Origin of the sequence: Martinezella tropici (genome assembly GCF_003287875.1) — a bacterium.
Classification (GTDB): domain Bacteria; phylum Pseudomonadota; class Alphaproteobacteria; order Rhizobiales; family Rhizobiaceae; genus Rhizobium; species Rhizobium tropici_C.
This window is the reverse complement of the sequence record NZ_QMKK01000035.1, coordinates 69,528-94,377: the sequence shown is the minus strand read 5'-3', so window position 1 is coordinate 94,377 and position 24,850 is coordinate 69,528. Positions and strand designations below refer to the sequence as shown.

Annotated in this window: 20 protein-coding genes; 3 read left to right on the top strand and 17 right to left on the bottom strand. The window is 61.5% G+C overall.

Annotated elements, in window-relative coordinates:
- Window positions 1-15: 15 nt before the first annotated feature.
- Together DQ393_RS13750 and DQ393_RS13745 are read right to left on the bottom strand one after the other, a co-directional pair.
- Complete coding sequence (locus DQ393_RS13750) at window positions 16-927, bottom strand: acetamidase/formamidase family protein (RefSeq protein ID WP_112342330.1); 912 nt, start codon at window positions 925-927, stop codon at window positions 16-18.
- 140 nt (window positions 928-1,067) lie between these two features.
- Entirely contained in the window at window positions 1,068-2,018 is a 951-nt protein-coding gene (locus DQ393_RS13745; RefSeq protein WP_112342329.1) for a GlxA family transcriptional regulator, read from the bottom strand.
- A gap of 85 nt (window positions 2,019-2,103) precedes the next feature.
- On the opposite strand from DQ393_RS13745, the gene DQ393_RS13740 reads away from it, so the two are divergent.
- The 3 genes from DQ393_RS13740 to DQ393_RS13730 all read left to right on the top strand — a co-directional run bounded on the left by DQ393_RS13740 (window position 2,104) and on the right by DQ393_RS13730 (window position 5,252).
- Window positions 2,104-2,793 (top strand): DJ-1/PfpI family protein, encoded by a 690-nt coding sequence (locus DQ393_RS13740; RefSeq protein ID WP_112342328.1) that lies wholly within the window; start codon window positions 2,104-2,106, stop codon window positions 2,791-2,793.
- Window positions 2,794-3,132: 339 nt separating this feature from the next.
- A complete protein-coding gene (locus DQ393_RS13735) occupies window positions 3,133-4,065 on the top strand; it encodes an alpha/beta hydrolase (RefSeq protein ID WP_432422003.1) in 933 nt (310 codons plus the stop codon).
- Between the two features lie 353 nt (window positions 4,066-4,418).
- On the top strand, window positions 4,419-5,252 hold the full coding sequence (locus DQ393_RS13730; RefSeq protein WP_112342326.1) for an alpha/beta fold hydrolase: 834 nt from the start codon (window positions 4,419-4,421) through the stop codon (window positions 5,250-5,252).
- A gap of 77 nt (window positions 5,253-5,329) precedes the next feature.
- Here the strand turns inward: DQ393_RS13730 and DQ393_RS33415 are convergent, their stop codons facing one another.
- The 15 genes from DQ393_RS33415 to DQ393_RS13660 form a co-directional block, all read right to left on the bottom strand.
- Window positions 5,330-5,503 carry a hypothetical protein gene (locus DQ393_RS33415; protein WP_015342656.1) on the bottom strand — a complete coding sequence of 58 codons (174 nt, stop codon included), beginning with the start codon at window positions 5,501-5,503 and terminating at the stop codon, window positions 5,330-5,332.
- A gap of 202 nt (window positions 5,504-5,705) precedes the next feature.
- Entirely contained in the window at window positions 5,706-6,014 is a 309-nt protein-coding gene (locus DQ393_RS34220) for a hypothetical protein (RefSeq protein ID WP_348628021.1), read from the bottom strand.
- A 262-nt stretch (window positions 6,015-6,276) separates the two neighbouring features.
- On the bottom strand, window positions 6,277-7,308 hold the full coding sequence (locus DQ393_RS13720) for a zinc transporter ZntB (RefSeq protein ID WP_112342324.1): 1,032 nt from the start codon (window positions 7,306-7,308) through the stop codon (window positions 6,277-6,279).
- 136 nt (window positions 7,309-7,444) lie between these two features.
- Window positions 7,445-10,102, bottom strand: coding sequence for a nitrate reductase (locus DQ393_RS13715; RefSeq protein WP_112342323.1), 2,658 nt, complete (start codon window positions 10,100-10,102; stop codon window positions 7,445-7,447).
- A gap of 219 nt (window positions 10,103-10,321) precedes the next feature.
- A complete protein-coding gene (nirD, locus tag DQ393_RS13710; RefSeq protein ID WP_112342322.1) occupies window positions 10,322-10,657 on the bottom strand; it encodes a nitrite reductase small subunit NirD in 336 nt (111 codons plus the stop codon).
- A 4-nt stretch (window positions 10,658-10,661) separates the two neighbouring features.
- Window positions 10,662-13,112 (bottom strand): nitrite reductase large subunit NirB, encoded by a 2,451-nt coding sequence (gene nirB, locus DQ393_RS13705; RefSeq protein WP_112342321.1) that lies wholly within the window; start codon window positions 13,110-13,112, stop codon window positions 10,662-10,664.
- Window positions 13,113-13,116: 4 nt separating this feature from the next.
- The gene (locus tag DQ393_RS13700) at window positions 13,117-13,914 is read right to left on the bottom strand and encodes an ABC transporter ATP-binding protein (RefSeq protein ID WP_112342320.1); all 798 of its coding nucleotides are present in this window, start codon (window positions 13,912-13,914) and stop codon (window positions 13,117-13,119) included.
- A 10-nt stretch (window positions 13,915-13,924) separates the two neighbouring features.
- On the bottom strand, window positions 13,925-14,821 hold the full coding sequence (gene ntrB, locus DQ393_RS13695) for a nitrate ABC transporter permease (RefSeq protein WP_112342319.1): 897 nt from the start codon (window positions 14,819-14,821) through the stop codon (window positions 13,925-13,927).
- Between the two features lie 34 nt (window positions 14,822-14,855).
- Window positions 14,856-16,154 (bottom strand): CmpA/NrtA family ABC transporter substrate-binding protein, encoded by a 1,299-nt coding sequence (locus DQ393_RS13690; RefSeq protein ID WP_112342318.1) that lies wholly within the window; start codon window positions 16,152-16,154, stop codon window positions 14,856-14,858.
- Window positions 16,155-16,520: 366 nt separating this feature from the next.
- Complete coding sequence (locus DQ393_RS13685) at window positions 16,521-17,819, bottom strand: CmpA/NrtA family ABC transporter substrate-binding protein (protein ID WP_245430361.1); 1,299 nt, start codon at window positions 17,817-17,819, stop codon at window positions 16,521-16,523.
- A 55-nt stretch (window positions 17,820-17,874) separates the two neighbouring features.
- Window positions 17,875-18,462, bottom strand: a complete 588-nt coding sequence (locus DQ393_RS13680; protein WP_112342316.1) for an ANTAR domain-containing response regulator — start codon at window positions 18,460-18,462, stop codon at window positions 17,875-17,877.
- 116 nt (window positions 18,463-18,578) lie between these two features.
- A complete protein-coding gene (locus tag DQ393_RS13675; RefSeq protein WP_112342315.1) occupies window positions 18,579-19,631 on the bottom strand; it encodes a siderophore-interacting protein in 1,053 nt (350 codons plus the stop codon).
- Window positions 19,628-21,619 carry a Fe(3+)-hydroxamate ABC transporter permease FhuB gene (gene fhuB / locus DQ393_RS13670; RefSeq protein WP_112342494.1) on the bottom strand — a complete coding sequence of 664 codons (1,992 nt, stop codon included), beginning with the start codon at window positions 21,617-21,619 and terminating at the stop codon, window positions 19,628-19,630. The genes DQ393_RS13675 and fhuB overlap by 4 nt, the downstream gene beginning before the upstream one ends.
- Window positions 21,620-21,626: 7 nt before the next feature.
- Window positions 21,627-22,520, bottom strand: a complete 894-nt coding sequence (locus DQ393_RS13665; RefSeq protein WP_112342314.1) for an ABC transporter substrate-binding protein — start codon at window positions 22,518-22,520, stop codon at window positions 21,627-21,629.
- Window positions 22,521-22,621: 101 nt separating this feature from the next.
- A complete protein-coding gene (locus DQ393_RS13660) occupies window positions 22,622-24,808 on the bottom strand; it encodes a TonB-dependent siderophore receptor (protein WP_112342313.1) in 2,187 nt (728 codons plus the stop codon).
- Between the last annotated feature and the right edge of the window lie 42 nt (window positions 24,809-24,850).

The window sequence follows — 24,850 nt, the reverse complement described above, 5'->3', positions numbered from 1 at the left end:
TATCAGGCCGGCGCTTTATCGACGTTTCAGCCAGTTTTTCGAAACGCGGCAGGCCATGGTATAGGCGGGGTCGAAGACGTTGCCGACATCATAGCGCACGACCTGACCGAGTAGGTGGCTCGCCGCCGTCTTGTCGAGGCCGTAATCGGAGCCGAGCCAGCGCAGCATTTCGCTGGTGGCATGCTGCAGGGCCTGATCGAGCGGCCGGGCATTGCCGATGGTGAAGATATCCTCCGTCGTCTCGCCGCGTGGCCAGATGATCGTCCTTTTCTTTTCGACGCTGAGGCGCACCGTCACTTCGAACGTGGTTTCGATCCCGGTGCCGACGATCTCGCCGTCGCCTTGCACCGCGTGACAATCGCCCAGAAAGAAGAGAGCGCCGGGTGCTGAGACCGGGAACCAGACGGTCGTGCCCGGTCCGAGCAGCCGATAATCCATGTTACCGCCGAATTCGCCGCTGGTGGCGGTCGATATGGCCTGACCGAGAGACGGCGCAACCCCGAAGCAGCCGATCATCGGAGCGAGCGGCAGCGTAAAGGTTTCGAGACCCGTCACCGGTTCGGCCAATCGCGTCGTGAGGTTCTGGCGGTCGATCTGCCAGATCACCTTCTCGCGTGCCGGTAGCGCCCGGACATCCTGTGGATCGACGACATTGGCGGCGACCACGCTGCCGGTGAAACCCGTATCGCGCGTCGGCACCATTGCGACGATCTCGACCTTGAGAGAATCTCCCGGCTCAGCGCCCTCGACGAAGATCGGGCCGTTCATCGGATTGGGGCCGGATATCTGGCGGACATCATGCTTGTCGTAGCCGGCGGCATCGAGCGTTTCGGTAATAACCGTATCGCCATCGGCAACATGCAAGGCCGGTGGCAGCGAACCGATGACATTGTGATAGGTGTTGGGAATGAAACGATGGGTCGCCATCCTGCTTAAGCCTTTGTGGATTCAGATCGCTGCAGCCTATGCCGACTTCGAATGTCGGGGAAAGAGCGCAGCGACCATATTCATGCAGAAAGACCACTTCGCTTCAGGTGCGGGCAAATGTTGGCCGTCGCAGTCAACCCTCAAGCGAAATGATCGCGAAATGCCTGCGGCGTGGTCCCGAATTTCCGCATGAAATTGCGACGCATGGTTTCTTCCGAACTGAAGCCGCAGCGCATACGTACCTGATGCACGCTCAGGCCGTCCTCCAGAAGGCGGCGGGCCGCTTCGATGCGGATTTCCTCGACGGCTCGCGCGGGCGTGCGCCCGGTCGCCTTCAGGTAATGGCGCGAGAAGCTGCGTGCGCTCATATTCGCTTGCTCGGCGAGCGCCGGCAGGGAAAGATCGGTGCGCAGATTGTCCATGATCCAGCCATGCAGACGGTCGAAGCGTTCGCCGCCTTCCTGAAGCTTCAGGGTCGTACTGAATTGCGCCTGACCGCCAGGGCGCTTCAGAAAGACGACGAGTTCGCGCGCGACCGAAAGTGCCAGCGTACGGCCAAGGTCTGCCTCGATCAAGGCGAGGGAAAGATCGATGCCGGCGGTCACGCCGGCGGAACTCCAGATCTGCCCGTCCTGGACGAAGATCGGATCGGGCTCGAGCTTCACCTGCGGAAAGCGCCTGGCGAATTCTTCGCAACGGTTCCAATGGGTCGCCGCCCGTCGCCCGTCCAGAAGACCGGCTTCTGCAAGCAGAAAGGCGCCGCTGCAGACGGAGGCTATCCGCCGGGCACTCGCGGCTCGTCGGCGCACCCATTCGATCAGGCCGAGATTGTCGCAAGCTTTATTGACGCCCCAGCCGCCGGCGATGATCAAGGTGTCGAGCGGACCATCGGTATCGTTAAGCGGCGCGGTTACGAGCGCTAGGCCCGAGCTGGTTCGGGTCTGCGTGTATTCCGCCACCACGACAGCCTCGTAGGGTTTCGGCCGACCGAGCCCGAGCACCGCCTCGTTGGCGCTGGTAAAGACCTGCAGCGGGCCGGTTATGTCAAGCAGCTGGGCGTTGTCAAAAGCGAGAATTTCGATGCGGCGCATGATTGGCAAGAAATGACGGTGGTTTGGCAAATATGCCAGATCGTTGTCGCATAGGTTTGGAAAAGTCAATCATCGGAGACATGTCATGACCATTCGCTTCGGCCTGCTTGCCTTTCCAGGCGTCCAGCAACTCGATCTGACCGCACCTTACGAGGTATTCGCCTCCATGGATGATGCCGAGGTGCATCTCATCTGGAAGGATGCGTCGCCTGTCGTTTCGGCGACGAAGCTGGTGTTGCAACCGACGACGACGTTTGCCGAATGCCCGCCGCTCGATGTGATCTGCGTTCCCGGAGGCGTCGGGGTCAATGCACTGCTGGAGGATGAAGCGGTCCTCGGTTTCATCCGGAAGCAGGCAGCCCGAGCCCGCTTCGTGACGTCGGTGTGCACCGGGGCTCTCGTCCTCGGCGCGGCCGGTCTGCTCAAGGGCAAGAAGGCGACGACCCATTGGAATGCGTGCGATTTCCTCGAGAGTTTCGGAGCCATCGCCACGCCGGGGCGCGTCGTGCGGGACGGCAATCTCCTTACGGCGGGCGGCGTGACTGCCGGCATCGATTTCGGACTGACGATCGTTGCCGCCTTGCGTGGCCGGGAGGAAGCCGAAGGCATCCAGTTGTCGCTGGAATATGCGCCGGAGCCGCCGTTTCATTCCGGATTGCCGGAAATGGCCAGCGCCGAGGTGCTGGCAGGAACCAAGGCGCGCCTTGCCGGCTCGAGGACGGCGCGAGAGGCGATCATGGCTCGCCTTACGGCCGCCCGACACCAGCCCGGATGAGCTTCGATTTGTCCACCGGCATTGTCACCTGAATGAAACGGAGCGCCGATAGGGAAGCGATCGTAGGTTGATCATGTCGAGGTCGTGATGGGCGGACGGGCAAATGGAATTCCAGTCTCACGTCACCCATCATACTTGACACAAATAGCTTTTCTGCGACCGTGGGATCATGACATCGTCCATGGCCTTGCGGGGAAAAAAGCTCATTTGATGAACTGGTTCCGATCATTTCGCTGTGTGTCACGCGTCTTCATGGCGACGACAATCCTGATCGGCGCAGGCCTGATCAGCGCAAGTCTTTCTCCGATAATCCCGGTTGTCGCTGCCGAGACATCCGAGATGGCGCCGCAGACCAAGGCGTCGAGCGAGCAAGTGGAAAAGCTCATAGGCACATTGCGCGACAGCAATGCCATGTCAGGCGCGGACCTTGTGCAGCGGCGTGCCGGTTTCGAAAGGCTCATGGCATCGACGCCAGGTCCGATGCGCGTACAGATACGGCATGTCGATGCCAATGGTGTCGATGGCGATTTGATATGGCCCGCGCGATTGCATCATCCGATCGGTCGGCGCGCCGTTCTCTACCTGCATGGCGGCGGCTTCTACAGCGGTTCGCTCCGAACGCATATCAACATCGCGGGCGCGCTTGCCAAGGCGGCATCGGCCGATGTCCTGCTGATCGATTATCGCCTTGCGCCGGAGAGTAGCTTTCCCGCGCAAAGGGACGATGCGGTTGCGGCCTATCGCTGGCTTCTGACGTCGGGATACAAGGCCGGCAATATCGTTATTGCCGGCGAATCGGTCGGCGCAACCTTGGCTATCGAGGTCGCTCTCAACCAGCTCCACCTGAGGGGGCCGCTGCCTGCGGCTATCGTCGCAATGAGCCCGGTCACCGACTTTGCGGGAACAGGAGCCTCGCTGGTGGCCAATGCGTCCGAGGATCCATTCATGGGCAAGGACGAGCTGACCCTCATCCGCAATGCATTCGTTCGGGACCGATCCCTCGACGATCCGGACATATCGCCGCTCTATGGCAATTTCTCCGGCTTTCCGCCGCTGCTGATACAAGTCGGTTCGCGCGAGACGCTGCTCGACGACAGCACGAGGCTGGCGGACAAGGTGCGTCAGGCAGGTGGCAGCGTGAATCTGGAAATCTGGCCGGGCATGATCCATCAGTGGCAGATTTTCCCCTTCTGGCTCGACGATGCCAGAAAGTCGAATGCGAGAGTTGCAGAATTCGCGATATCGCATTTTGCCGATAGGCCGATGCAATAGTTTTCACGCGCAAGGGCGTGCCAAGCCTTGATCCATACGAGATCGGGTGGCGAGTGTTTGTTTTGCCTGTCTTTGCGCCGCCATCGCAACACTATTTATTTATTGCGATAAATGATTGCGAGATATTTTTGGGTAGACAAGGCAAAAGAAAGGTCTTATGCATATGTTTATCGCAATAATAAATCGTGCACTAACATTTATTGGAGATTGAAATGAGCCAGTCGATCCATCAAGCTACCCGCCGGGGCGTTATGACGGCCGGGCTCGGCCTTGCCGCCGCTGCAGCCATCACCCCATTCGCTCAACCTGCACAAGCCTCTACAAAGCAACCAACTTCGAAAGGTAAGGACACAATGAGCAGCAGCACGATCACCACCAAGGACGGCACGCAGATCTTCTACAAGGATTGGGGAACAGGCCAGCCGATCGTCTTCCATCACGGATGGCCCTTGAGCTCCGATGATTGGGACGCCCAGATGCTCTTCTTCCTTCATCAGGGCTACCGCGTCATCGCCCATGACCGCCGCGGCCACGGCCGCTCCAGCCAGACGGCAACCGGCAACGAGATGGATACCTACGCCGCCGATGTGGCAGCACTTGCCGAGCATCTCGACCTCAAGGGCGCCATCCATGTCGGCCATTCCACGGGCGGCGGCGAAGTTGCCCGCTATGTGGCGCAGTATGGCGGTCATGGCCGTGTTTCGAAGGCTGTGCTGATCGGCGCAGTGCCGCCGATCATGGTCAAATCCGAAAAGAACCCCGGCGGCCTGCCGCTGGAAGTCTTCGATGGTTTCCGCGCCGCGCTTGCGGCCAACCGCGCCCAGTTCTTCCGCGATATTCCGGCGGGACCGTTCTATGGCTTCAACCGCCCCGGCGCCGTCGTTTCGCAGGGCGTGATCGACAATTGGTGGCGTCAGGGCATGATGGGCGGCACCAAGGCCCATTATGATTGCATCAAGGCCTTCTCGGAAACCGACTTTACCGAAGACCTGAAGAAGATCGAAGTGCCGACGCTCGTCATGCATGGCGACGATGACCAGATCGTGCCGATCGCGGATTCGGCGCTTCTCTCCTCGAAGCTGCTGAAGAACGGCACGCTCAAGGTCTACAAGGGCTTCCCACACGGCATGGCCACCACCCATGCGGACATCATCAATGCGGATCTGCTGGCCTTCTTCAAGGCCTGAAGCAATCCAAGAGCAGTGCGCCCGCCTTTTGGCGGGCGCTTCACAGCCTGCCGGGTGCTGTTACCGCCCCCACCATTTCAGCTGTCGAGTTTCAACGAGAGCTGAACGGCGCGCGGCAAGGGCGGTAGCGGCCGGCTGATTTCGACACGGCGCGTCCAGGTGGCGCGCCGTTCCTGTTCGCGCTCCCGAAGTGCCTTCGAGACAGCGACAAAGGTCATTGCACGTTCGATGACTTGTTCTGCCTTGGTCATGGAAATCTCCATTTGTTCACTTTATGTTCTCACATTGGACACACAAAGTCAAGCAAAGCAGGAGCTCAGGCCGATTGCCATCGACAGGGCATTCCTTCCTCCCTCAGGGGAGGAACTTGTGGCGCCGGCATGCCCCTATGCAATTGCCCCGGCTTCGATGGGCCGAGACTTCGATCGGCTGATTGTTTGGCTGCCTGGATCGCTACTGGCGGCGCAGGTTGATCTCACTGGTAATGATGGATTGGCCGGAGGTCGGATCCTTGTCGATGGTCCTCAGCGTCAGCTGGCCGCCACCCTGTCTGCGGATGATCATATTGGCATTCCTGTCGCCATTGACGAGGCGAGCCCAGTTCACCGCCAGATTGATGACATCGCCCTGCCTGCTGCCCGAAAGCTGCGATGTCGCGCCGGATGGGCCGGTATAGGTGCCGGAATATCGGTTTCCCCGGGCCGTGAGCTGCGCCGAAATCGAGCGACTGATGATGAGAAGGCCGCGGCAGTTCCCTTTCATGGAAATCGAAGTACCCGGTGCGTTGATGTCGAATCCGCAGGAGACATTAATGGGTGGGCTGCCGATTGTTCGGAGCACCTTGCCGGTTCCCGTCCAGCTGCCGTTCAACGGTTCCAGAAATCCACTCTCATCCGCAGCTGCGGGAGCTGCGGCACAAAACCCTGCAAGGATTGCGAGAAGGCATGCCTGTCGGCGCATAGTGAAAGCCTTTTCACGGGAATTGATGGAGAACGCTGCAAAGACATTGACGGTTCCGCCGCAGTCACAGCCAATTGATGCGCTTCAGCACATAAAGAGTAATGACGGAGGTAACGGCGACCAAAGCGACGATGATGACGAACGCCCAGGTGTCGTTGACGCCTGGAATGCCGCCGACATTCATGCCGAAAAGACCGGCGACGACACTCGGAGGCAGGAGGAGCGCAGCGAGCGCTGCAAGCCGGTTTGAGTTGCGGGCGATGCGCTCGCTGATGACGGTGGAAAGGTCGTCGTGCAGAATGCTTGTCCGGTCACGGATCGCGTCGAGATATTCGATGCAGCGCATCAGCTTGTCGATGACCTCGCGCATTCGGAGTTTATCGCGCTCGGCAAGCCAGGGGGCGTCGTCATGTTCGATGCGGGTGAGGGCATCGCGCTGCGGCGAAAGATAACGGCGCAGCTGCACGGCCTGGCGGCGAAGCAGCTTCAGCCGCTCGCGGACTTCGGCTGCTTCGCCATGGAAGATCAGCTCATCCAGCTCGTCCACTTCCTCATCCATCTGATCAAGAACGGGCTCCAGGTCCCTCACGAGCTTGTCGCTGACGAGAGCAAGCAGTTCGCCGGTACGCTTGGGCCCTTTGCCTTTCCCCAGCGCCTGGCGAATATCGCGAAGGGCTGTGATGTAATGTCCTCTGTCGCGAAGCGTCACGACACGGTTCTCGTCCACCCAGGCATGAATGGGCACGAGATCCAGCTCCTCCGCGGCGCCTTCGACATCCTCAGGAGGAGCGGCGCACACGCCGCGAAGGATGATCAGCAGGCCGTCGTCAACCGGCTCGACGCGGGGGCGGGATTCGTCTTCCAGCAGGGCATCGGCGACGAGTGGATCGAAGCCGCCACTGCTCATTACCCATGCTGCCGCAGCATCATGATTACGCTCGAGATGGACCCAGAGAACGCCATCCGCGGGCTTCCAGTTCTGCAGGCCGGCTGCGCCAATCTCGCGACAGCCGCCATTGCCGTCGAGAAGAACCGCGAAACGTATGCCGGGCTCGACGCCGTAGCTGAGTTGAACCTTCTGGCCTGCAATCTCCATCCGCTCCCATCCTCCCCCGAGTATAAAAGAAAGCGAAATCATGCGTCTATTTTTGTAGTTCTAGCACCGCTCGGCTTGAGGCGGAACTGGAGTCTATGGCGGATGCTCGTGTTTATGGGCTTTCAGGGTAAGGCGATTATTCCGCCGCCGCGGCAAGACAGCCGTCGATGATGGTGCGGATCTCGGCGCGGCAGGAGCCGCAATTGGTTCCGGCATTGAGCTCCCTGCCGACGGCTTCCACGCTATGGCAACCGCCCCGAATGGCCGCGACGATCTGATTGACGCCGACGCCGAAGCAGGAGCAGACCGTCGCACCGGCGTCGATCGTATCGGCTCCCGGTCTGCCGGCGATGAGCGCAAACCGTTTGCTGAGATTGCCATGCGGTGCCGAAAGCTGGGCGATCGCCCAGTTTCTGGCCACGGCTACAGGCTGCCGCGCGACGAAGAGAGCCGCAAGCAGCCGCTCGCCATCGAAGAAGGCAAGACGCAGGTCTCCGGAGGTCTGATCGGCATAGCCGAGCGGCTCGAGATCGGCAGGTATGTCGAATGTCATGCGGCACCAGCCGACCCAGTCGTCAGGCGCCAGATCGAATGCAAGTTCCGTCCGCCAGCCGCCATCGGCCCTGGCAAGCGCCCAATAGGCGCTGTCGAGATCGTGCGGCTTTGCTGTTGAGACCGCGAAGCAATAATGCGAGGCCTGGAAGCGGCGGGCGCGGACTGCGATATTCTTCGACGCGGGCTGGCCGGAAATCGGGTCCGTAACGGGAGCGACCACGGCGTCGATACGGGCTTTGGCGGCGAAGCTGTCGTTCCAGTGCATCGGTACGAAGAGGCTGCCGCGCGCCTGCCGCTCCGTCACCAAGGCGCGGACGATCACCTTGCCGTGCGGGCTTTCGATTTCGACCAGGCCGGCTTCGGCGACCCCGATCTCGATCGCGTCGCGCGGATGGATCTCGGCGAAGGGCTCGGCGATGTGGGCCGATAGCCGCGCGCTCTTGCCGGTGCGCGTCATCGTGTGCCAGTGATCGCGAACGCGCCCGGTATTGAGCGTCAGGGGGAAGCGGCTATCGGTTCGATCGGTTGCCGGGGGGGCTATGGCGATGAAGCGCGCCTTGCGATCGGAGTGATAAAATCCGCCATCTGCGAAGAAGCGGGTGATCCGTGGTGCCGCCCCGGCTGGCTGTGGCCATTGGAACGGCGTGAGCGCGTCGTATTCTTCTGTGGAGATCGCTTGATAAGCGCCGATGTCGAAGTCCCGGCTTCCCTCGTTTTCGAAGCCGGAAAGACCTGCGTGCTCGGCGAAGATCTCCGCATTCGTACGAAAGGAAAAGGCTTGGGAAAATCCCATGCGGCGGCCGACTTCGGCCATTTGCCACCAGTCGGGCCTGGCTTCGCCCGGGGCTGCCAGAAACCGGCGCTGCCTGGACATCCGCCGTTCGGAATTGGTGACGGTGCCGTCCTTTTCGCCCCAACCCAGCGAGGGCAGCAACACACGCGCGTGCCGCGTCGTATCCGTCTCGCGCAGGATGTCGGAGACGACGACGAAGGGGCAGGCCTTGATGGCCGCCTCGACGGCATCGGCGTCCGGCATGGAGACGACCGGGTTGGTCGCCATGATCCACAATGCCTTGATGCGGCCGTCGGCGACGGCGCGAAACATGTCGACCGCCTTCAATCCCGGCTTTCCGGCAATCCGCGGCGACTGCCAGAAGCGCTGCACGCGATCGCGATCCCCGGCATTCTCGATCGCCATGTGAGCGGCAAGCATGTTGGCGAGACCGCCGACCTCGCGGCCGCCCATAGCATTCGGCTGGCCGGTCAGCGAGAAGGGTCCCATGCCGGGCCGGCCGATGCGGCCGGTCGCGAGATGGCAATTGATGATGGCGTTGACCTTGTCGGTGCCGGATGAGGATTGGTTGACGCCCTGGCTGTAGCAGGTCACGACCTTCTCCGTCTGTGCAAACAGCCGGTAGAATTCGCGAAGCTGCATGGCGGGCAAGCCCGTCAGTTCAAGCATGCGGTTGAACGACAGGGCGCCGGCGGCGGCGAAAGCCTCGGCAAAGCTGCCGGTATGCTCGGCAATGTAATTCTGGTCGATGGTGTTGCTTGTGATCAAATGCTCGAACAGGCCCAGGAAAAGGGCAACGTCGCCATCCGGCCGGATCGCCAGATGCAGATCGGCGATATCGCAGGTCATGGTCCGGCGCGGGTCGACGACGACGATCTTCATCGCCGGCCGTGCCGCCTTTGCCGCCGCCAGTCGCTGGTAGATGACCGGGTGGCACCAGGCTAGATTGGAGCCGGTGAGGATGATGAGGTCGGCAAGCTCGATGTCCTCGTAAGTGCCCGGCACCGTATCCGAACCGAAGGCGCGGCGATGACCGGCGACCGAGGATGACATGCAGAGCCGCGAATTCGTGTCGATATTGCCCGAGCCGATAAAGCCCTTCATCAGCTTGTTGGCAACGTAATAATCCTCCGTCAGCAGCTGGCCGGAGACGTAGAAGCCAACGGCATCAGGGCCATGCTCGGCAATCGTCTCACTGAAGCGTTTCGCGACCAGATCAAGCGCCTCGTCCCAGCTTGCCCTCTGGCCGGCAATTTCCGGATGGAGCAGGCGTCCGTCGAGGTCGATCGTTTCGGCAAGGGCGGAGCCCTTCGAGCACAGGCGTCCGAAGTTGGCAGGGTGGTCAGGGTCGCCTTTGACGGAAACCTTGCCGTCATGGTCGACCTTGGCGATGACGCCGCATCCGACGCCGCAATAGGGGCAGGTGGTTTTGGTTTCAATGGACATGGATTGCGTCCATGAAGGTTAGAGCCTGGGAGAACACCCCCCTCTGTCCCTGCGGGACATCTCCCCCACAAGGGGGGAGATCACCTGGTGCCGTTTTTGCCGATCTTTCCGTTTTGGCTCGATAAAGGTGACGTCTCGCTCCGGCCAATCTCCCCCCTTGTGGGGGAGATGTCAGCGAAGCTGACAGAGGGGGGGGGTTTTTCCCGCGCACCGTCATCGTCACTCCGCCGCCATCATCAGGCTTTCGAGCGCGATGAAAAGCGCGCCGTCCTCGTTGCGGACGGGAATGGTCCGCACCTCGCCCTGGTCGGCTCCAAGTGCCTTGCCGGTTTCGAGCGAGATCACCCAGTTGTGCAGCGGGCAGGTCACGGCTTTCCCGTGGACGATGCCCTCCGAGAGCGGGCCGCCCTTGTGTGGGCAGTGGTCCTCGATGGCGAAGACCTCGTTTTCGGCCGTGCGGAACACGGCGATCTTGCCCTGCGGGGTTTTCACGCAGCGTGCGCCGCGAGGCGGGATGTCGGAGATGTCGCCGATTTCGATCCAATTCATATTCATCTCCTCACTCGGCGGCCTGCGGGAAGCCGACTGTCGCCATCGGCTTGAACTCGTGTTTGTCCTTACCGGAGACGCGCTCGGACCAGGGGTCGACCTGCGCGAATTTCTGGCTGAAGACGAAGCGCTCGTAATAGGCCTTGCGCTTTTCGGCATCACCCATGATCTGGCGGCGGATTTCGTCGAGGCCGATGCGCTTGGCCCATTTGTAGATACGTTCGAGGTAGCGGGCCTGTTCGCGGTACATCTGCGTCAGCGCCACGATATGTTCAAGCGCCTCGTCTTCCGTCTTGACGAGGCCCAGCACTTCCGTGCCCTTGATGTCGAGACCGGCGGCACCGGCGAAGTGGATTTCGAAGCCGCTGTCGACGCAGATGACGCCGACATCCTTGCAGGTCGCCTCGGCACAATTGCGCGGACAGCCGGAAACCGCCATCTTCACCTTCGCCGGCGTCCACGAGCCCCACATGAACTTCTCGATGCGGATGCCGAGGCCGGTCGAATCCTGCGTTCCGAAGCGGCACCAGTCGGAGCCGACGCAGGTCTTCACCGTGCGCAGGCCCTTGGCATAAGCCTGGCCGGAGATGAAACCGGCCTTGCCGAGGTCGGCCCAGACGGCGGGCAGGTCCTCCTTCTGCACGCCAAGCAAGTCGATGCGCTGACCGCCGGTGACCTTCACCATCGGGATCTCGAACTTGTCGACGACATCGGCGATGGCCCGCAGCTCGTTCGAGCTGGTGACGCCACCCCACATGCGCGGCACGACGGAATAAGTGCCGTCCTTCTGGATGTTGGCGTGGACGCGCTCATTGATGAAGCGCGACTGATAGTCGTCGGCATATTCATCCGGCCAGTCGCAGACGAGGTAGTAATTCAACGCCGGGCGGCATTTCGCGCAGCCGCAGGAGGTCTTCCATTCAAGCTCCTGCATGACGGCAGGAATGGTCTTCAGGCCCTTGGCTTTTATCAGCCTTCTGACATCGTCATGGCCGAGCTCGGTGCAGGTGCACATCGGCTGGACGGTGGCAGGATTGTAGCTGTCGCCGAGCGTGATCGACATCAGCTGTTCGACGAGTCCGGTGCAGGAGCCGCAGGAGGCCGAAGCCTTCGTGTGGGCGCGCACGTCGTCGAGTGAGGTCAGGCCCTTGGCCGTGATCGTCGAGGTGATCTTGCCCTTGCAGACGCCGTTGCAGCCGCAGATCTCCGCATCATCCGGCAAGGCTGCAACGGCCGCCATAGGGTCCAGCGGTGACCCTCCCTGATAGGCCTGGCCGAAGATCAGGGTTTCGCGCATATCGGAGATATCGATCGCCTTCTTCTTCAGGTCGTTGAACCAGGCGCCGTCGGCCGTCTCGCCGTAAAGCACGGTGCCGATGATCTTGTTGTCTTTCAGCACGAGGCGCTTATAGACCCCGGCCGCCGCATCGCGCAGGACGATCTCTTCGCGGTCGTCGCCATCGGCGAAGTCGCCGAGCGAGAACAGGTCGATGCCCGTGACCTTGAGCTTTGTCGGCGTGTCCGAGTGTACGAAAGCGGCGCTCGTATCGCCGGCCAGATGCGAGGCGGCCACACGCGCCATCTCGTAGAGTGGGGCAACGAGCCCATAGACCATGCCGCCAACTTCGGCACATTCGCCAAGTGCCATGATCGAGCCGTCCGAGGTCTGCATGCCGTCATCGACGACGATGCCGCGGTTGACGGCGATGCCGGCTTCCTTGGCAAGGCCGACATTGGGACGGATCCCGACGGCCATGACGACGAGCGTGGCCGGGATCACGCGGCCGTCGTCGAGTTCGATCCCCTCGACCTTGCCATCACCGATGATCGCCTTGGTGTTGGCCTTGGTGATGACCTTGATGCCGCGCTCCTCGACGGCCTTTTGCAGGAGATAGCCGGCGGCCGGATCGAGCTGACGTTCCATCAGCGTCGGCTGCACATGGAGAACGGTGACATCCATACCACGCAGGCTGAGGCCGGCGGCGGCTTCGAGACCGAGCAGGCCGCCGCCGATGACAACGGCCTTCTCGCGCGACTGAGCCGCAAGCAGCATGGCCTGCACATCGTCTAGATCGCGATAGGTGATGACCCCACGCAATTCCTTGCCCGGAACCGGAATGATGAAGGGGACGGAACCGGTTGCGATGACAAGCTTGTCATAGCTCTCGGTCACGCCATGATCGGAGGTGACCGTCTTTGCCACCCGGTCGATGGCGACGATCTTGTGTCCCTTGTAGAGGGTGATGCCGTGCTTGATGTACCAGCCGTCGCCATGGATGATAATCTGCTCGAAGTCCTTTTCGCCGGAAAGAACCGGCGACAGCATGATGCGGTCGTAATTGACGCGCGGCTCGGCGTTGAAGATCGTGACCTGATAGAGATCCGGCGCTTTTTCCAGCAGGTGCTCCAGCATGCGCCCTGGCGCCATGCCGTTGCCGATGATGACGAGTTTCTGGGTCATGGTATCACTCCGCGGCTTCAACGAAGCGGTGGCGTTCGTAGAGGAACTTCAGCACGGCCTCGCGGCATTTGAGGTAGGTTCTGTCGGACGCAAGCTCGATGCGGTTGCGCGGCCGCGGGATCGGCACTTCGAGGATATCGCCGATATGGGCAGCCGGGCCGTTGGTCATCATGACGATGCGGTCGGAGAGCAATACGGCTTCATCGACATCATGGGTGATCATCACCATGGTGCTGCCGAGGCGGGCATGGATTTCCATGACGGCATCCTGAAGATGGGCGCGGGTGAGCGCATCCAGTGCCCCGAAGGGCTCGTCGAGCAACAGGATCTTGGGCTGCATGGCGAGCGCGCGGGCAATGCCGACACGCTGCTTCATGCCGCCGGAGATTTCCGAGGGACGCTTGTCCTTGGCATGTGCCATCTGCACGAGATCGAGGTTGCGCATGACCCAGTCATGACGCTCGGCCTTACTTTTGGTGCCACGGAACACCTTCGAAACGGCGAGATTGACGTTCTCGTAGACGCTGAGCCAGGGCAGTAGGCTGTGGTTCTGGAAGACCACGGCCCGATCAGGACCCGGTGAGTTCACCTCGCGGTTCTCAAGCAGCACCGCGCCGGCAGAGACCGGCGTCAGGCCGGCAATGAGGTTCAGCAGGGTGGATTTGCCGCAGCCCGAATGGCCGATGATCGACACGAATTCGCCCTTGTCGATGACGAGTTCGATGCCCTTCAGGACTTCGGCACGCTGGCCGCCGCGGTCGAAATACTTGTCGATATGATCGAGCTTCAGATAGGCGCTCATCCTGTTCTCCTCAATTGCCAGTCACGCCGCGGGTCACGACAGCACCAAGGCCTGCGACCAGACGGTCGAGGACAAAGCCGGTGATGCCGATATAAGCGAGCGCGACGATGATGTCGGGCAGGCGCGACGAGTTCCACGCGTCCCAGATGAAGAAGCCGATGCCGACACCGCCGGTTAGCATTTCGGCGGCAACGATCGCTAGCCAGGAGAGGCCTGCGCCGATGCGAAGACCCGTGAAGATGTAGGGGGCGGCCGCCGGCACCATGATGCGGAAGAAGAATTCGATCTGGTTCAGCCGCAGCACCTTGGCGACGTTGCGATAATCCTGCGGAATGTTGCGAACGCCGACCGCCGTGTTGATGATGACTGGCCAGATCGAGGTGATGAAGATCACGAAAATCGCCGACGGGTTGGAATTCTGGAAGGCCGCGAGCGACAGCGGCAGCCACGCCAGCGGCGGCACGGTGCGCAGTACCTGGAAGATCGGATCGAGCCCACGCATCGCCCAGACCGATTGTCCGATCACCGCACCGATCAGCACGCCGGCAACGGCCGCAAGGCCGAAGCCATAGGCGACGCGTTGCAGCGAGACGAGCACGCGCCAGGCAAGCCCGATATCCTGCGGTCCATTATAGAAGAACGGATAGACGATGAGGTCGTAGCTGTCCTGCCAGACCTGCGAAGGCGGCGGCAGGCTTGCGCCCGGCTGCTCACAGAGCAGCTGCCAGATAGCGAGCAGAAGCACCAGGACTACCAGGGGCGGCAGGACGCTGCGCAAGACCGAGACGGCGATACGACCTGGATCGATGCGCCGAGCCGGGTGGACCGCCAATGTCACGACATGGCTCTTTGCGGGAGCAGGCGCTTGCGCAACGGCGGCTTGCTGTTTGCGGGCGGTTACGGACATTGAACGAATCCTTTTTGGAAGAGAGTGCCGACCATCACGACGCCACCTTGATCGAGAGGCTTTCGAGATAGGCAGTGGGGTTTTCGGGATCGAAAACCTTGCCGTCGAAGAAGGTCTCTTTGCCGCGTGAGGTCGATGCGGGAATATCGGCTGAGGCAACGCCGAGATCCTTGGCCGCGTCGCGCCAGATATCCTGGCGGTTCACCTGGCCGACCAGCGTCTTGATGTCGGTATTGGGAGCGAACTTGCCCCAGCGAATGTTTTCGGCAATGAACCAGGCGTCATGGCTATGATAGGGATAGGAAACGCCGCCCTTCCAGAACTTCATGTAAAGATCGGTACCCTTGGCGATCCGGCCGTTGCCGTAGTTGATGTCGCCCTTGAGGCGGCCGAGTACATCCTTTGGCGGCACGTTGAACCATTGCCGCTTGCCGAGGATGGTCGCCATCTCCTCCTTGTTATCCATGCTGTCGCACCATTGCTGGGCTTCCATGACCGCCATCAGCAGGGCCTTGGCGGCATTCGGATTCTTCTCGATCCAGTCTGCGCGCATGCCGAGCGCTTTTTCCGGGTGGCCCTTCCAGATTTCGCCGGTCGTACAGGCTGTAAAGCCGATCCCCTGATTGACGAGCTGCTCGTTCCAAGGCTCGCCGACGCAGAAGACGTCCATGTTGCCGACCTTCATGTTCGCCACCATCTGCGGCGGCGGCACGACGATGGTCGAGACGTCCTTGTCGGGATGGATGCCGCCGGCGGCCAGCCAATAGCGGATCCACAGATCATGCGTGCCGCCCGGGAAGGTCATGGCCGCCTTGATCTCTTTGCCTGCGGCTCTTTTCGCATCGAAGGCGGCTTTCAGCCCGGATGCGTCAAGCTGCACGCCGGTTTCCGCATATTCCTTTGCGACCGAAATGCCCTGGCTGTCGTAATTGAGACGCGCGAGGATCGCCATCGGCACGGGCTGGTTGTTCTGCGTTACGTTGCCGGTGTGTATGAGATAGGGGAGCGGCGAGAGAATATGGGCGCCGTCGATGCCGTTTGCCGCCCCGCCAAGCACGAGGTTGTCGCGGGTTGCACCCCAGGATGCCTGCTTGGCCACATCGACGTTGGAAAGGCCATGCTTTTCGAACAGGCCTTTTTCCTTGGCAATGACCAGCGGCGCGGCATCCGTTAGCGCGATGTAACCAAGCTTCACATCCGACACTTCAGGTCCGGCGGTTGCTGCGAAGGCGCCGGAGGGGAAAGCCGTCCTGACGGCGCCGATCAGGGCTGCCGTGGCGGATGTCTTCAAAAGGTTTCGGCGCGTAATACCACCGGACAGGATCTTCTTCACTTGCAGTTTCCCCTTGTTTTGCTCGTGACGCGTGGATTTTGGACATAAAAAAACGCCGCTCGGTCGATGCAGCCCGGGACAGGAAGGAAATCCTCGGGGCAAGAACCTTGCGACGTCGATGTCTTTGCGAGCGCGTTATCAGCGCATTGCGTGCTTCGATCGCCGTTGACCGAAGCGAAACTAGATAAGCAAGCTGCGTGCCAGTTTTCGATATTGTTGTTAATGCACTGAAATCATGTAATTATTTCAGTTAATACCGGCCTTGGCTGTTTTGTGTGCGAATGCTGAAGCTGCTAAAATTTTGGGCGGATGGTTGCCATCCTGCCTGGAACCCTGCGTTTATTCTGTGCAGTGCAGAGCCGCCGACTAAATATCGTCGGCGGAAAATTGCGCCGCACTCGTCGTCTTCACCGCGAAGCCGTCGATATAGCTCGCCAGGTCTGCGGGATCGAAAACGTGACCGTCCATGAAGCGGTCGCCATCCCTGTCGCCCTCTATGCGGATATCTGCGTCATCGGGCGAGGCCTCGTTTCCAAGGGCTAGCCGGTAGAGGTCCGATCGATAGGCGGAAGCCGCCATCGCCATGTTCTGCTTGGAAAGCGCGCTTTGCCCCCAGCGCACCATCTGGCTGAATATCCACAGGGCCAGGCTCGGGCGCGGGTAATTGGCGAAGCCGGCATGAAAGCTGAAATATCGGTCGATCACCCGCCGATTGCCCTTGGCGTCGAGATTGAACTCGCCCGCCAGCACGTGGCGGATAATGCCGACAGGCGCTGCGATATAGCGCTGATCGGCAAGTGCTTCGGCAAGGGCATCATGATTTTCTGCTTTGTCGCACCAGCGCGCTGCCGCGTCGAGCGCCACGATGAGGCGCGAAACGATTTCGGGGTGGCTTTCTGCCCATTCCGGGCGCATGCCGATCACCTTTTCCGGCGCCGAGGGCCATATGTCCTGCTTGGCGGCAACGATGCGGCCGACGCCACGCTCGGAGGCGACCATGTTCCATGGCGCGCCGACACAAAAGCCGTCGATTGCTCCGGCCGCAAGGGCATCGGAAGTCAGCGGCGGCGGTACGACGACAAGCTTCACGTCCCGGTCGGGATCGATGCCGCCGGCGGCCAGCCAATAGCGGAACTCGTAGTTATGCGATGAGAACGGATAGGTCATGCCGAGTGTCGGCGGCTGCTCGCCGCGTGCTTTCATCGTGCCGACCACCTTTGCGAACGCCTGCGAATTTTCCAATGCGCTGGCGTGGTCGGAGAGGCCGGTGTCGTTGCACATGCGCTCGAAGAGCCGTGTCGACAGCGTGATGGCATTGCCGCCGTTGCCGAGCGAGAATGGCGTAATCGTCGGCGAGGGATTCGAGCCGAGCCCCAGCATCGCCGCGACCGGCATGGGCGAGAGCATATGGGCGATATCGAACTGACGAAAGGCAAGCCGGTCTCGGATATTGGCCCAGGAAACATCCTTGATGAGATCGAGCGCGATTCCCTCCTTGCGCGCGAAACCGAATTCCGCGGCCGCGATCAGAACTGAAGCATCGACCAGTGGAATGAAGCCTGCACGCAGTGTGCGCGGGCCTTCGCTTGCAATTCGCGCAGGCGCGGCAGGGTTGCTACTGCCTGCCTTGCGAGCACTGGCGAAATGGGCTGCCTGCATTCTCATGTTCACTCCGATGTCTCCCATGCGCGCGTGGCGGACGAGGTTGGTCTCAGCGCGCTCACATCAGCAATCCCGCTGCCGTCACGACGCTTTGCGCGATCTCGGACATTTTCTTCTTCTCGTTCATGGCCGTCTGCCGCAGCAGCGCAAAGGCCTCATCTTCCGAAAGTCCGCGCATCTTCATGAGGATGCCCTTGGCGCGCTCGACGATCTTGCGTTCCTCCAGCGCCGACTTGGCCTCCGCCAATTCCCGTTGCAATCGGCTGAAGGCGTTGAAGCGGCTGACCGCCATATCGAGGATCGGCTTGACCCGCTCCTTCTTCAGACCGTCGACGATATAGGCCGAAACGCCGGCCTCGACAGCTGCTTCGATCGAGGCCGTATCGGAGCGGTCGACGAACATGGCGATCGGCCGGCCCACGGTTCGCGTCAGCTGAAACAGATGTTCCATCATGTCGCGGTTCGGATTTTCAAGATCGATGATGATGACATCAGGGTGAAGTGTCTCGATCGTGCGCGCCACGCCCTGCACTTCATGGATGACCGTCACCCGCGCATGACCAGCCTCCCGCAGGCCTTCCTCGATGATCGAGGCCCGGATGGTGTTTTCATCGATCACAAGAATGGTCAGATCGAGACGGCTCATGCCATCTTTATGGCGCAATGCAGCAAGGCGAACAAGTGTTGCTCGCTGAAATATTGGGCGATTTAAAACATAGCCTAAATATTGGGCTACTTCGACCTGTTCTGACTATTTCCTCATCAACGCTGCCAATAGGCGGCTATGCTGAACGTGCCGGGATCCCTGGCGATCTCGCTCTTGACGAAAGCGCGGACGGCACGGGCCTGCTTCTGTTCGCACGCGGCCCAGACAAAGGTCTCCGGATCGGCCGCAGGCACGATGTCGCGCAGAATGCGTTCAAGCGTATCGGTCGTCCCGGCGGCCGCGCCGTTGCGATGCAGCCAGCTGACATCCATCGATGCGCTTGATGTCAGCGGCTGCTCTTCTTGCTTGCCGGCGACCTCGAGAAAGATCCGCAGCTCGGCATCGGCAGGCACGGAGGCCGCGATGCGGGCGATGGCCGGCAGCGCGGTTTCGTCGCCGGCGAGGATGAGCTTGCGCGCTGTCGGCACGCCGCCGCCGCCGGGGCCGATGAGGCCGGCGCGATCGCCCGGGCGGGCAGTCATCGCCCAGTTCGCTCCAGGAACGTTGTCACCTTCATGCACGACGAAATCGATGTTCATCTCGCCGCGGGCAAGATCGATGCTGCGGATTGTATAGGCGCGGATGGTCAGTGCATCATCGCCCTTCGGCCAATGGATGCGGCCGTCCGGCTCCGTATGCGGCCAGACCGGCTCGCGACCCTTCGGTGGAATGAGCAGGCGAACATGCATGCCGCCCTCGACGAAATGCCCGGCATCATCGGTCGCGACGACGACGCGGCGCATATGCGGGGTGATATCGTGGGCATCGGCGACCCTGATTTGGCGGAAGTTCGGTATGGCTGATGGTTGTGGCCCATCGGCCCAATTGAGGGCGAGCGTGTTGCCGGTGGAAAGTTCGAACAGGTTTTCGGCGACCATGCTGCGGATCGTGAAGAGCATCGCCGCTGTCGGGCAGCGCAGCTTGATGTCGAGGCGATCGCTGCTGACGGCGATGTCGGCGCTGCCGATGACGGTGTCGAGGCGGGCTCCGGCCTCGCTCCGCGTGATAGTGACATGCTCGGCAAACCGCGCGCAGAACTGATCCAGCAGCAGGCCGGCATCCTTATGTGTGGCCACGCCGGAAGCGGTGAAATCCCTGGCATGCATCATTGCTTAGTCTCTTTGCGGGTCAGGAACCAGATGAGATAGGGGCCGCCGATCAGGGCTGCGAACAGACCGACGGGAACCTCGTAGGGAAAGATCACCATTCGCGACAGCCAATCGGCCAGCACGAGCAGCATGGCGCCAAGCAGCAGGCTGGCCAGCAATTGCTTGACCGTCTCGCGGAAGCCGATAAGGCGGGCCAGATGCGGCGCGATCAGCCCTGTCAAACTAAGCGGGCCGACGAGGAAAGAGGGGATCGCGGTCAGGAGGGCTGCCAGTACCGCCAAAGTCAACCGGCTTGCCGCGACCGACAGGCCGACGGAGCGGGAGACGTCGCCGCCAAGCGGCAGGATGTCGAACCACCGCCGCAGGACGGGCAATGCCGGTATGAGGAGGGCGGCCGAAATGACACCGGTCCAGGCCTCGAAGGAGCCGGCGCGGTTGGTGGAGCCCGACAGCCAGCTCAGTAGCAGATAACCGCGCAAGTCGCCACGCGAAAGAACGATCGTGACGATCGCCATCGACAGCGCACCGATCGCAATGCCGGAGAGCAGCAGACGCTCCGAACCAAAGCCGCCGCGAGCGCTGAATGCCATGATGGTAAGGAATGCAATCAACGCTCCGAGCGTCATCGCCGTGATGGTGATGGCGGGCGAGGGGAAGACGAACAGGAAGAGGGCCGCCGTCAGTCCGGCGCCACCGCCAGCACTGACGCCGAGGACCTCGGGGCTTGCAAGCGGATTGGCGGTCAGACGCTGCATGATGAAGCCGGCTGCGGCCAGCATCGCGCCGGCAGTCGCTGCAACGATAGTGCGTGGCAGGCGAAAAGGCAAAAGCTCCGAGAACCGGCTGCCGAGCGCCACCTGCCAACCCTCGATGCCGCGTCCGACCGACAGAGCAAAGACCAGCAGAAGAATGAAGCCGACGGCGAGCAAGACAAGCGCCCGCCCGGGAGCGGCAAGGTTTCGCCGTGCCGGTGGGATGCCATCGGCGTGCGGTGCGCTGCGCGAATGCAGGCGCGGCAAGAGTAGAAACAGGAGCGGTCCGCCGAGAAGTGCGGTCGCCGCCCCTGTCGGGGCGAGATCGGTAAATCCCGGCGACAGAAGCTGGACGACGCAATCCGTAAGGAACAACAGCCCGGCGCCGGCAAGCGGCGCGGCAATCAGCAGTTGCCTGGTGCCGCGTGCACCACAAAATCTTGCCAGATGCGGCGCTGCAAGGCCGAGAAAGCCGATGATGCCGACTTGCGCCGTCACCGAGGCTGCGAGCCAGACGGCGAGTGCCAGAACAGTAAAGCGCATGCCGTGCAAGGCCAGGCCGAGGCTCTTTGCGCTATTATCGTCCAGGCTCATGACCGTGAGCGGGCGAACGAGTAGGAGGGCTGCTGCAAAGCCAATAGCAAGGCGAGGGACAAGCGTGACGACGCCATCCCAGCTCTGCTGATTGAGCGCGCCCGCACCCCAGATAAAGACGGACATGGCGTATTCGCCACGTGCAAGAATGATGGTGACGCTGAGTGCGGTCGCGACCAATGTCACCATCATGCCGCAGAGTGCTACAGTCACCGGATCGAGGCTGCGACGCCAGCTCAGAGCAAGAACGATCAGGACAGCCGCAAGCCCGCCGGCAAAGGCGGACATTTCCCGCGGCAAGCCGAGGAGAAGCGGAAAGAGGCCAACGGCGATCGTCATCGCCAGCTGCGAGCCGGCGGCGATCCCAAGGGTCGATGCATCGGCGATCGGGTTGCGCAAGATCCTTTGCAGCAGAGCGCCGGAAAGGCCGAGCGCTGCGCCAGCGATGATCGCGATCGCCGAGCGCGGCAGCAGGCTATCGATGAGCAGGATGTGATTGAGCGCTGCAGCATCGGGCGTATCCGCGGCAAGCTTCGGCCGCAGGAAGACGAGCGCCGCAAAGGCAAGGATGCAGACGGCAGCAAGCAGGGTGGCATTGCGCATCAGCGGCCTATCCCCGCCAATCATGTCTCTGGCAATCATGCGGCGATCAGCCATTCCATGCACGGGCGAGCCCTCCCGCAAGCAGATCGGCGAAGCGCTCCGCTGCGGGCAGCGCACCATAGGGATTGATGGAGCCGAGCAGGAGAACGCGGCCTTGCTGTACCGGCGGGAGCGCCTTCCAGAATGCGCTTTGCCGGAGTTCGGCCAAGGCTTCGGCGGGATGTGGCGGGATCAGGACGATCCACGTGTCCGGTATGGCGGCCAGCCGCTCGATGCCAACGGGCGCGGTCGCCGAATAGCTCGTGAGGTCCGGCCAGGCATTGGCAAGCCCGGTGCGGGCCAGGACCTCTCCGAACATGCTGTCGGAGCCGAAAACGCGGAAATGCCTGGCGTCGCCGAGGTTGATCGGCAGGATCGGGCGATGATCGCCCTTGCCGAAGCTGACGCGATAGGCCTCCAGCTTTTGCCGCAAGGCCTCGACGAGCGCACGGCCGGTCGGAAGCTCGAGCCGCTCTGCGATCGCAAGCGTCATCTCTTCGGAAAGCCGGTAGGGGCTGGCTCCTGGCCGATAGACGGCATGGCTCTCGACCGGGGCGATCAGGCGCAGGCGATCGTCGGCCCAGGCATAGAAATTGGAGTTGAGGATCAGCTCAGGCTTGGCGGCATAAAGGACCTCGAAATTCGGCGTTCCGCGCAGCCCGAGATCGGCGACATCAGCGGGAATAGCCGGCGTGACGGCAAGGTCTCGGAACTGCAGCAGCTCGGTGCCGGCGACCACATTGGCGCCAAGCGCCAGTAGGGTTTCCAGAATGGCCCAATCGAGCGTCGCGACACGTCGGCTCGTCGTGGCGCGCGCTGGCGTCAAACCGATAAGCGCAGCGGCACCCGTCATGGCTAGCAGTTGCCGACGTGATAGCCTGTGAGCGCTTCTTGCCGTCATGCTGGCGTCGCCTCTGGTTTCAAATCGGTGCGGGGATTGCCTTGCAGCAATCCCCGGTTCCTTGCCATCATTGAAAAACAAAGTATACCTTTATTATCAACTTACCACTTCTTGCTGAGCTTGAAGGTAACGGTTCTCGCTTCGCCGTAGCCGCAGACGTTCTCGCCGGCGCAACCCGAGACATATTCCTTGTCGAACAGGTTCGAAACGTTGAGCGCTGCACCCCAGCCCTTCTTCTCGTAGCGGATGCCCGCATCGAAGAGCGTTGCCGAAGGCACGCGCAGGGTGTTGGCCTGGTCCGCCCAGGACTTGCCCTGGTAGCGCACGCCGGCACCGATGCTAAGGCCGTCAAGGGCGTCGCTGGTGAAGGCGTAGTCGAGCCAGAGCGACGCCGTGGAGTTCGGCACCAGATAGGGCGAGTTGCCGACGATGGAGGAGTCCAGGTCCTTGGTGACTTCGAGATCGGTATAGGAGTAGGAGCCGAGCAGCTTCCAGTTTTCGTCCAGATTGACCTTGCCTTCGAATTCCACGCCGCGCGAACGGACCTCGCCGACCTGTCGCTGCAGGAAGGTGACAGGATCGGTCAGAGCCATGTTCTTGCGATCGATCTGGAAGATGGACGCCGTGAACAGGCCGTCGATGAAGTCCGGCTCGTATTTGACGCCCGCTTCGTACTGCTCGCCCTTTTCCGGAAGCAGCCCTCCGCCGGTGACGCTGGTGCCGACCAGCGGCCGGAAGAAGGTGCCGGCGCTGACATAGGGCGTGATGCCGTTGGCGAATTCGTAGGCGAGGCCCACGCGGCCGCTCGGTGCGCTGTCGTTCGAGCTGTAGGTGGTGCCGACCTTTGCATCGGAATTGGTGTCGACGAAGTCGTAGCGGCCGTTGAGCGTCACCAGCCAGCCGCCGCCGAAGCGGATCTGGTCCTGCGTATAGACGCCCAATTGCTGCTGCGTCAGCACCTGGTTGAGATAGACGAAGTTCGTACCTTGAGCGGTGCCGTAGACCGGATTGATGGCGCTGATCGGGTTGGAGCCGCAGCAGGCCTGTATCTGGTCGAGGCGGTAGATCGAGTAGTCGGTGCCGATCAGGAAATCGTGGCTTAAGGGACCGGTGTCGAACTTGTTTTCCGCACGGGTGTCGACGGAGAAGGTATCGACCTTGGAGCGCTCGAAGAAACCGATGCGGTTCAGCATGTAGTTGGGATCGTCGTAGCCTGGGCTGAGCGGATTGCCATCCACATAGCCGTTCAGATACGGGCCTTCCTCGCGCTTGTAGAGGTGACCGTAGCGCGCATTCTGCGACACGGTCCAGCCGCCGTCGAAATCATGCGAGAATTCATAGCCGAGCATCTGCTGGGCATATTTCAGATTGTCGATACTGCGTTCGCCATAGAAGGCATCGCGCTTAATCTTGCCGAAGGGTGCATCGACCACGGTGCCGACATAGGGGAAGAAGCCATTGCCGCTGTGGATTTCGTCAAGACCGCTCAGCATGCCGAAGACGGTCAGCTTGGTGGAATCGTCCGGCGAGATGGTGACCTGCGGCATGATGAAGCCGCGCAGATCGTGGGTGCCGTCGCTATAGGTGTCGCCGCCGGCGATCTTGCCGGTCAGGCGGTAGCGATAGACGCCGTCGGCCGAAAGCTTGTCGGAGAAGTCGAAGCCGACGAAGGCGTTGCCGAGATTGTTGATGCCGATCTCAGTATAATAATAGGGATCGTCGGTCGGCTCCTTGCGGACCATGTTGACGAGGCCGCCGGGATTGGAGCCGCCGTAAAGTACGGAGGACGGACCCTTCAGCACTTCGACGCGCTCGAGCATGAACGGATCGATCTGGAAGCCGCCGAAGCCGTAGCTGTAGAGCGTCAGGCCATTCATGAAGACGCCGCTCTGCGTCGCATCGAAGCCGCGGATGTAGAACCAGTCAGTATCGCCGTCATTGCCGAAGGGCTGCGTGGTGACGCCCGGCGTGTAGCGCAGCGCCTCGTCGACCTTGTTGGTGATGCCGCGATCCTGCATTTCCTGTTGGCCGATGACAGAAACCGATTGCGGCACCTCGGTGATCGGCGTGTCGGATTTCGAGCCCGCCGTGGTCTTCTTGGCGACATAGCCCTTGACCGGGGCCGTGCCGCTGGCTTCGCTCTTCTCTTGCGAGCCTTGAATGACCAACGGCTGCAGCTCGGTCGGCTTTTCCTGCGCGTTGGCCTGAGAGCCTGCCAGAAGTGCCAAAATGGCTACGCCCGTCGCCATGAGCCGCGCCCGCGATACGTCCTGCTTCAATCCCTGCATTTCCGCTATTTGTCCCGAATTCTTGCGCCCGTTCGGCTATGA

Excerpts from the sequence above, each read along its gene's own strand:
- DQ393_RS13750 (WP_112342330.1), bottom strand. The coding sequence starts at position 927 with ATGGCGACCCATCGTTTCATTCCCAACACCTATCACAATGTCATCGGT.
- ntrB (WP_112342319.1), bottom strand. The coding sequence starts at position 14,821 with ATGTCCGTAACCGCCCGCAAACAGCAAGCCGCCGTTGCGCAAGCGCCT.
- DQ393_RS13720 (WP_112342324.1), bottom strand. The coding sequence starts at position 7,308 with ATGGAGATTGCAGGCCAGAAGGTTCAACTCAGCTACGGCGTCGAGCCC.
- DQ393_RS13730 (WP_112342326.1), top strand. The coding sequence starts at position 4,419 with ATGAGCAGCAGCACGATCACCACCAAGGACGGCACGCAGATCTTCTAC.
- fhuB (WP_112342494.1), bottom strand. The coding sequence starts at position 21,619 with ATGATTGCCAGAGACATGATTGGCGGGGATAGGCCGCTGATGCGCAAT.
- DQ393_RS13680 (WP_112342316.1), bottom strand. The coding sequence starts at position 18,462 with ATGAGCCGTCTCGATCTGACCATTCTTGTGATCGATGAAAACACCATC.
- nirD (WP_112342322.1), bottom strand. The coding sequence starts at position 10,657 with ATGAATATGAATTGGATCGAAATCGGCGACATCTCCGACATCCCGCCT.
- DQ393_RS13715 (WP_112342323.1), bottom strand. The coding sequence starts at position 10,102 with ATGTCCATTGAAACCAAAACCACCTGCCCCTATTGCGGCGTCGGATGC.
- DQ393_RS33415 (WP_015342656.1), bottom strand. The coding sequence starts at position 5,503 with ATGACCAAGGCAGAACAAGTCATCGAACGTGCAATGACCTTTGTCGCT.
- DQ393_RS13740 (WP_112342328.1), top strand. The coding sequence starts at position 2,104 with ATGACCATTCGCTTCGGCCTGCTTGCCTTTCCAGGCGTCCAGCAACTC.
- DQ393_RS13735 (WP_432422003.1), top strand. The coding sequence starts at position 3,133 with ATGGCGCCGCAGACCAAGGCGTCGAGCGAGCAAGTGGAAAAGCTCATA.
- DQ393_RS13660 (WP_112342313.1), bottom strand. The coding sequence starts at position 24,808 with ATGCAGGGATTGAAGCAGGACGTATCGCGGGCGCGGCTCATGGCGACG.
- DQ393_RS13745 (WP_112342329.1), bottom strand. The coding sequence starts at position 2,018 with ATGCGCCGCATCGAAATTCTCGCTTTTGACAACGCCCAGCTGCTTGAC.
- DQ393_RS13675 (WP_112342315.1), bottom strand. The coding sequence starts at position 19,631 with ATGATGCATGCCAGGGATTTCACCGCTTCCGGCGTGGCCACACATAAG.
- DQ393_RS34220 (WP_348628021.1), bottom strand. The coding sequence starts at position 6,014 with ATGAAAGGGAACTGCCGCGGCCTTCTCATCATCAGTCGCTCGATTTCG.
- DQ393_RS13685 (WP_245430361.1), bottom strand. The coding sequence starts at position 17,819 with ATGAGAATGCAGGCAGCCCATTTCGCCAGTGCTCGCAAGGCAGGCAGT.
- DQ393_RS13700 (WP_112342320.1), bottom strand. The coding sequence starts at position 13,914 with ATGAGCGCCTATCTGAAGCTCGATCATATCGACAAGTATTTCGACCGC.
- nirB (WP_112342321.1), bottom strand. The coding sequence starts at position 13,112 with ATGACCCAGAAACTCGTCATCATCGGCAACGGCATGGCGCCAGGGCGC.
- DQ393_RS13665 (WP_112342314.1), bottom strand. The coding sequence starts at position 22,520 with ATGACGGCAAGAAGCGCTCACAGGCTATCACGTCGGCAACTGCTAGCC.